Raw genomic sequence first — 7,578 nt, 5'->3', positions numbered from 1 at the left:
TCGGGGCGTACTGCTGTGACTTTTGACACGCCCTCCTATGTGCTTATTGGGCTTTCAGCCCGCATAATTGAGTCATGACACACTCTCCTATGGAGGGAATTGGGCTTTACCTTTCCGCTATGCGCCGGTGACCGTTGGTTCAGCCCGCTTTATATGATTTATTGAATAAATCTAAGTTGAAGATTCAAAGTGAAGTACTGGTTTCCATGAGAATCAGTTTTGATACTTGCAAAATCATGTCGGGTAGCAGAAGCTGTTTCAAACTTCAAGTCATGATATAAGTATTCCTCCAAAGTGTCTTTGTATAGTACATGATAACAATCAATATCCCCAGAAGGTTTCACTACCAAGACTCCAGATGCAAGATCTGCCTGTTCCCATGGTTGCCCAGGCAACATTCCCAAAGCGAAATCCATAAGCAATCTTTTTACTTTCGCTTCGTAATGTTTGGTGTTTACTGTCATTGGAAATCCCATAGGATTTGCTTCCGTTATCATTTCAGTCAGTTTGTCTATTCTTCGTTCACCAGTAGAAAAACTTGTATATAACAACCATGCTAAAATTTGCGGCATAAAGGAATCTACCAATATAAGATTCTCAAGGAATACATCCTCGTTATTCTTGTTTTGTTGTATACCACAGAATCGCAACTCAGATCCCAGTTCTTTGATTTTTGCCAATCTGCCCGTAACATCAGTTATAAATTTAGTTCCGTGCTTGACATTCATGTTATTTACCAAGTCGACTTGAGCCTGTGTCAACGGCTTTGTCAAGCGATAATGGAAATTCGTTAGCAAAGAGGCATTGACCAATGTCGGAGCAACAACAATGTTGAAATTATATGGATAGCCTTGAAGACGAGCCCATTCACGAGGGGTCATTTTTCTGATGCCCTCTTTGTTAATCTCACCCTTTATATTTGTAGTCGGTGTGAGGTCTGTCTGACGGAAGTCAAGGACTAAATTACACTCTCTACCCGTACCACCGCACACGAATGTTTTATTTAAATGTGCCATTACTTTTATATAGATTATGCTTTGGTATATGAATCAATTCTTGATCCACTCATTATATATATATGCAAAGATACATTTTTATTCTCAATAAACAGTTTACATTAACTGAAAAATAATGCTGCAGAATCGAAACAATGTTATGTCGTTTATATTCTTGTTCTTCATAATAATCTTATTTTTGCCCTGTTGCTACACAGGTTTATTCAAAATCGAAATATAGTCAAACTATATAATAATGAGCAAAGTTAACAAATAATCTCGAAATTCTTACGTCCTAATCCTTTAAAAATCATATTATTCACAAAACCTATTTTTTACGTATCTGCTAAACAATTTTTGTACTCTACATTTGAAACTTATAGCAAATACATAAAAAAATCCCCTCTCCCCTACATTTCTCCCTCATTTGTTCCCCCGTTCAAAATTATTTACTTAAATTTGTATTCAGTACTGTTCCAGTCTTTCGTTTGACGGATAGCTACGGATAACTGATGAACCTTGAACAAACAAATTAGAAACTGTATTAATCTATGGAAAAAGAAAATTCCTTGTATGCAATATACAAATACGACTTTCACAAGAACCCTGAGCCTACCGTTCTGAGTGTGGAGAATGGCGTAGACGGATCTAAGAATCTCAAGATAGCACAGGCATGCTTTGCCAGCCTGTTCGACAAAAACTCGATTGACAATCTGGGCAAGTCGAACAAGAAGGGGGAGTTCACCCGACTGCCCAACGACGTGATGGCCAAACATGGCGACATCTATGTATGGCGCGTCAACAACAGCCAACTGAAGGACTGGTGGACACGCAACGGTAAGGACAGCCACGGCATCGACAACTACGAGAAGCAGGAGATAGAGTCGAATCCATACTGCCACGTGCTTATCGACAACCGACCCGGACATTGCCTCATTGCCATCGAGAAATCTACTGCTTGGAGCAGCAAGCCCGACATGCTGCGCGACATGTTGCTGTACAACTTCAACCGCATCCTTGCCGACCGCTTCGACCTGCATATTCGCATCGAGGCGCGCATGAACCCTACAGATATCTGGCAGTTTATGCACGAGCGCATCTACGACCATGGCGACTTTATACGCCGCGTGTCGTTCGTATTCCAAAACCCTAAGAAGACCAACAAGACCAGCGCCATGGAGGTGAAGTCGGCCCGACTGAAAGCCATGCTTGCCACGGTCAGGATTTCGGATGCCTTGAAAGGTTTCTTTACTATGGAATTTGACCAGAACAACAAGGGAAAACTGTCCAGAAAAAATACGGACTTGGCTGAGATGATCAGGCTGTGTGGCGAGAACGGCTACGATATCAGCATCTCGTTCAAGGACTTCAAGACCTATCGCATCAACGACTACGTGAAGGCATTCTTCCCCATGACCATCGACATGCTGAACGATTTTGGCAATGGCGCGCGCAATCTCGACGGCAGGTCGAGACTGGAGGAGTGGTTTGACATTGTGGAAGAAAAAACGAAAGATTACGTAAATGAGACAGAGATTCCAAAGCGCAGAAATAGAGTTCGTAAGTGAGTTCTATGCCGACAACGAGTTGTACCAGGCTGTTTGCTGTATAGGGGAGCAGCTGGAGGCGGAGCTGACGGAGTTCGGGATGTGCCCCGAAGAGTGCTTTGCCGAGACTATGGAGCTGCTGTCTGCCATTGGCACCAAGGGTCGCGACGTGCTGTCTGCCTTGCCCAACCTATGGCTCGGCAAGTACAACGGGTTCCGACGTCTCGATCGTCATGTCAGCCCCGAGGAGCATCGCAAGGCCGTGGGCATAGTGTTCGGCTTTGCCATTCTGGCCATCGACAGCAGCTGCCAGCCTTTCTACCGCCACCATCTGTCGGCAGAACTGATGGCTGTAGTGGCTGACAACAAGTTTGAGGGATGGACCGACACGCTCGACAGCATATTCTCTGTGCCCTTGACCGACGGATGGTTCGACCGCCTGATCGGGCAGCAGGCATGGGATGGCGACGTGATGAGCCGTATGGCGCAGCACGTGGACAACATGCACAGAATGGCACCCAACGCCAACCTGACTTTGCAGATAGTAAAGGAGCAGCACAATTCGGGCTGCAACCAGTTTATGGGCGAGGTGAATGAACCTAAATTTTTAACACAACCACAAGATGAAGCAATCTGAACAAGACACAGACGACTTGCTGCCAACAAACGGACGCAAGCCTACATATATCAAGGAGCAGCACAACTACAACTGCCAGCAGTTCTTCGGAAACATATCCAACTGTACCTTCACCATGCCTCCTGCCACGCCTGCAAGCAGCATGCAGGCTACAGCAAGCACGCCAAAAAGGAAGAAGCCTACGCAGAAGAAGACAGCCGTGGCTGCCAGCGTGAAACCTATGACCATTAGATACTACAAGCATGGCAACAACGGACTGCTCCAACGGCAAAGGCATAGGGTGGACATTCTGTACCGGAAGTGGACGGAATGGAAGTGGATTGACGAGAGCACAAGGCCCGAAGACTTTGACCGCCTTTTCGAAGGATTGCCATGCAATTGCAACATCAATTGGACTAGCACAAGCGCCACGCTTACCATTCTGCTTCAGGAACTCTTGAAGCAAAATTTCGTGGAAAAGCAGACACGATGTACGGCAAAATATCTTGTGGCAAGGCAATTTGGACGTACAGCCAACTCGTCAAGGACTCGCATCGATAAGAAGACGGAGGATAGGATAAGTTTTTCAGTCTTTATTCTTGACACAAGCAATCCTCTACCCGAAAGAAACTCCGGCAACGCGGACGAGGAGGACATCCAAGATTCCGCCTTTTATGAGGTATGCGCAGGCTCTCTGAGGGCTACCAAGGGCATATAGCATGTAAGCTATTTATATTGTATGTAAGCGTTTGTGTAAGCGCTTACATTTTTTTTGAACACAAATTACCGTAAATCATCTACAAATTCAACTACGAATTTTCAAAGATAATTTATGGATAATTCGTGGACAATTTATGGAAATTCGTGTTGAAAATCTATTCTTTTGACCATTACCCGTGGCATATTGATTTTTCCCTTTTCCCTTTCAAATGGATTCTTCACTCTTCCCTTTCCCTCCAGTAAGCGGTTTTCAGAAATTAGCTTACAATTCCTGTCCCCGTTTCCCCATTGCCGAGGACAGCACAGACCAAACCATTCCTGTCTGTCCGAAGTAATCATGCAAAAGAACATGGATTTTCAGGCAGGCTCAACAACATGCAACGAGCCTCGCCCGGTATGCGACATCATCACAGAGCTGTTCGCAAGTAATTCACTCTTTGTTAAGGCTTTTCGTCAAAGCGCAGACTCGCATGAGGATGCTGCAGCCGGAGGACAAGCAGCTGACGAAGATTATGCTGCCGTAGAACGGGAAACGGACTTTTTTGCCGGTTCCGGATGGTTCCGCAACACCGAACTCTGCGTGGACGTGAAGACATTCCTGCGCCACGACCGCATCGCGAAGATTGGCAAGAACTATACTGGCGTGCTTTGCCATGACAAGGACGACCATTACGCGTTTGTGGAGACAGGATTGACTGCTGCCAATGCCAACATTCGCAATCCACACATATTCGAAGGCAAGTACATCAGCGTGACGCGACGCATGAGGGACGGACATGTAAGGTTCAACTTCAAGGAGGTGGACTTTGGTGTCGGATTCACCCCCTTGAGCTTTGCCGTAGGGGTGATGAAGGAAATCCTGAAGGCTTTGAGATGCCTCGGAGAGGAAGTGTATAAAACTCCTAAACACGTAGGCTAAAAACACAATCAATCACAACCAAGCGTTTCAGTTGTTTCAGTTTCAGTTGCGTTTCAAAGGGTCAGTTATGTATCAAACCCCCTTATTAAACATTTATAACTAATTAATAATCAATAAGTTATATAAAGGAAACGAAACTTGATACCCCCTTAAAAACAACTGAAACAACTGAAACTGAAACGCTTTGAAGTGGTGCAAATTCATCTAAAAGGCTATAATTCAATGATTTACGACATTACAAAACCTACAGCTCCAGCCATGCCAAACCTTGGCAAAGGCTTGGAATTGCCCAAACTTTTGTTCTCGCAGGTGTCAAAAGACATGCAAGAGGCTATCGCTCCGTTAATTTTTGACTCTCTGGCTTCACACATTAGTGGTACAGAATTTATGTATCCCGACCTTACTTGGAAGGAAATATGTGGCTTGATTACTGCTATTGTTGCTCGTTCGGCAGGTGGAAAGGGTCAACTGCAACGTTTAGTGGAGGCTATTATGCGTGGGGCTCGCCAGCATGACGAGTTGCAACTACAGAAGTTGGTGGAATGGCAAAAGACCGTTAAGTCGAAGGGGGCTAACAAAGAGAAACCCGTGCGTCCTGAAGTGTCGTTCTGGTTTCCGCCATCTGACGTTACCAATGCTGCCTTCATCCAAAACGCTATGGCTTGTGAGCAGGACAGCGAGCACACTCAGTACTACAACCTGCCTGAGGTGGAGATGGCAGACAGAATGTGTGGCGGTCATAAGCAGGTGACGCAGACCATACGCAACGTCTACGACAAGCAGAAGGCTGGCGCTCTGCGTGCTACGGCCGATGGCATAACGGGCAATCCTGTGCTACGTGTCAACATGAACATTTCGTGCACTCCTGGCGAGGCTCGCAATTTCTTTAAGCGCGACCTCTTCAACGGCACTCTCGGACGCATAGCTTTCTCCTACAAGGCCCGTGGCAACCGCGATGGCAAGATTCCACGCCAAGGCAAGTACGACGAGGCTTTTCTGGACACGCTCGACCAATATATTGTACGTCTGCAGGCTTGCAAGGGACGTTTCATCGTGAAGCCGCTAAACAAGCTGGCCGACAAAATGGCTGCCGACATGGCTGCCCTGGCCGACCTGACGGACGACGACACTCTATGGGACATGAGCAAGCGAGCCATCGTGAACGCTTGGAAGAAGGGATGCGTGCTCTACATTCTGAACGGACAGACATGGACTAAAGCCATGAGCGAATTCGTTGAGTGGCTGATGTACTACGACCTTTGGTCGAAGAACCAAATCTTTGGCGACATGCTTAAGGATGGCGACACGGGCATAACGGAGGCTCAGAAGAGCGGTCCGAAGAATATGCTCGACGACCTACCCGACTCGTTCAACGAGGCTCAGCTGGAAGCTCTACGTATTACTATGGACAAACCCAAGGAGGGTACCAAGCGACAATTGAGAGTGTGGCTGTTCCGTCGATTCATTACCTACTCCGCCCAAACCGGACTCTACACTAAGACAAAGGAAAAGTTAGGAATCAGGAGTTAGGAATTAGGAATTGGATTTTTCACTTTTCACTTAAAAAATGGACAAAGATACTATCATTCAGCTCCGCCAACAGCCCATTGAGGCTGTGGCAGAGCGCCTCGGCCTGCGCGTCACGCGTCACAAGAGCCTATGCCCCTTCCACGACGACCATCACGCCAGCATGTCGTACAACGTGCGCAAGAACACCTACCGTTGCTTCGCCTGCGGAGCGCACGGCGGAACAATCGACCTCGTCATCAACCTCCTCCGCAAGTCATTCCCAGACGCTTGCCGATGGCTCGCCGACTCCGCCAACATAATAGTAGAAGAACACAATCCCAAAACTCAAAACTCAAAACTCAAAATTCCTTCGACGCCTCGCGCTACGCCCGCCACTTCGAGCATCCCTGGCTGAGCGACGAAGCCATAAGGTTTCTCTTCGACGAGCGTAGGCTCAACCCGCGCGTCGTCAGATGGTGCCGGCTCACATCATGGACCGACCGCCAAGGCACACATTGGCTGCAGACGCCCTTCTTCGATGCCACGGGCAAATTGATAGGATTACAAAACCGCAACCTCGACTACCATAAACCTGAGAAAGAAGTTTTTCACGAAAAGGACAAGCCCAACAAAGAAGATTGTCCCACAAAGTCACATCACTCCCCTCCCTACGGGGGAGGGGCAGGGGGTGGGGCTACTCCTCCCCGCTTCCGCTTCCCCTATGGCGCCCGATGCTCCATCTACAACCTGCCCGTCACAGCCATGCTGCGCCCCGAAGAACCGCTCTACATCACGGAAGGCTGCTCCGACTGCTGGGCCATGCTCTCCGCCGGTCACAAGGCGGTGGCAATACCATCAGCCACGCTCCTCTCCAAAGCCGACAAGGACTTGCTGTGCAACCTCGCCGAACGTCTGGGCACAACCTTCCACATGTATCCCGACCGCGACGCTCCCGGCGAACGGCTCTTCATGCAGCTCAAGGAAGTCCTCCCCTCGCTGGAGCACCATCAGTTACCACCCGACTGCAAGGACTTCTCCGACTACTACATGAAGGCACAGTAGGGCCAAAAGCCCTACCCCCTGGCCCCTCCCCCGCAGGGAGGGGAGCGGTATGAACCGACTGGAGCCCTACCCCCTGGCCCCTCCCCCGCAGGGAGGGGAGCGGTATGAACCGACTGCTAATAATATAAACAACAAATAATTAACAAATAATTAACAACTAATAACGGCCCAACATTCCCCACAAAGTCATAAGACCCAGAAGCCCCACCC

7 protein-coding genes are annotated in these 7,578 nt (G+C 48.0%); 6 read left to right on the top strand and 1 reads right to left on the bottom strand.

The features are described 5' to 3' along the window. Window positions 1-158: 158 nt before the first annotated feature. Window positions 159-1,016 carry an HpaII family restriction endonuclease gene (locus tag I6E49_RS13640; protein WP_235403003.1) on the bottom strand — a complete coding sequence of 286 codons (858 nt, stop codon included), beginning with the start codon at window positions 1,014-1,016 and terminating at the stop codon, window positions 159-161. Between the two features lie 530 nt (window positions 1,017-1,546). On the opposite strand from I6E49_RS13640, the gene I6E49_RS13635 reads away from it, so the two are divergent. The 6 genes from I6E49_RS13635 to I6E49_RS13610 all read left to right on the top strand — a co-directional run bounded on the left by I6E49_RS13635 (window position 1,547) and on the right by I6E49_RS13610 (window position 6,721). After that, complete coding sequence (locus I6E49_RS13635; RefSeq protein WP_235403002.1) at window positions 1,547-2,563, top strand: hypothetical protein; 1,017 nt, start codon at window positions 1,547-1,549, stop codon at window positions 2,561-2,563. Beyond that, on the top strand, window positions 2,520-3,179 hold the full coding sequence (locus tag I6E49_RS13630; protein ID WP_235403001.1) for a hypothetical protein: 660 nt from the start codon (window positions 2,520-2,522) through the stop codon (window positions 3,177-3,179). Before I6E49_RS13635 ends, I6E49_RS13630 begins: the two co-directional genes overlap by 44 nt. Further along, the gene (locus I6E49_RS13625; protein WP_235403000.1) at window positions 3,166-3,876 is read left to right on the top strand and encodes a hypothetical protein; all 711 of its coding nucleotides are present in this window, start codon (window positions 3,166-3,168) and stop codon (window positions 3,874-3,876) included. Before I6E49_RS13630 ends, I6E49_RS13625 begins: the two co-directional genes overlap by 14 nt. A gap of 351 nt (window positions 3,877-4,227) precedes the next feature. Then, window positions 4,228-4,797 (top strand): hypothetical protein, encoded by a 570-nt coding sequence (locus I6E49_RS13620; RefSeq protein ID WP_235402999.1) that lies wholly within the window; start codon window positions 4,228-4,230, stop codon window positions 4,795-4,797. A 222-nt stretch (window positions 4,798-5,019) separates the two neighbouring features. Further along, entirely contained in the window at window positions 5,020-6,327 is a 1,308-nt protein-coding gene (locus I6E49_RS13615; protein ID WP_235402998.1) for a hypothetical protein, read from the top strand. A gap of 37 nt (window positions 6,328-6,364) precedes the next feature. Beyond that, on the top strand, window positions 6,365-6,721 hold the full coding sequence (locus I6E49_RS13610; protein WP_235402997.1) for a CHC2 zinc finger domain-containing protein: 357 nt from the start codon (window positions 6,365-6,367) through the stop codon (window positions 6,719-6,721). Window positions 6,722-7,578 lie beyond the last annotated feature (857 nt).

The organism is Leyella stercorea, from assembly GCF_021531655.1.
The sequence above is the reverse complement of the archived record's forward strand: the minus strand, read 5'-3'. Positions and strand labels throughout refer to the sequence as shown.

What these genes read in the sequence shown, in the direction of transcription:
- I6E49_RS13640 (WP_235403003.1), bottom strand. Translation starts at nt 1,016, where the DNA reads ATGGCACATTTAAATAAAACATTCGTGTGCGGTGGTACGGGTAGAGAG.
- I6E49_RS13635 (WP_235403002.1), top strand. Translation starts at nt 1,547, where the DNA reads ATGGAAAAAGAAAATTCCTTGTATGCAATATACAAATACGACTTTCAC.
- I6E49_RS13630 (WP_235403001.1), top strand. Translation starts at nt 2,520, where the DNA reads ATGAGACAGAGATTCCAAAGCGCAGAAATAGAGTTCGTAAGTGAGTTC.
- I6E49_RS13625 (WP_235403000.1), top strand. Translation starts at nt 3,166, where the DNA reads ATGAAGCAATCTGAACAAGACACAGACGACTTGCTGCCAACAAACGGA.
- I6E49_RS13620 (WP_235402999.1), top strand. Translation starts at nt 4,228, where the DNA reads ATGGATTTTCAGGCAGGCTCAACAACATGCAACGAGCCTCGCCCGGTA.
- I6E49_RS13615 (WP_235402998.1), top strand. Translation starts at nt 5,020, where the DNA reads ATGATTTACGACATTACAAAACCTACAGCTCCAGCCATGCCAAACCTT.
- I6E49_RS13610 (WP_235402997.1), top strand. Translation starts at nt 6,365, where the DNA reads ATGGACAAAGATACTATCATTCAGCTCCGCCAACAGCCCATTGAGGCT.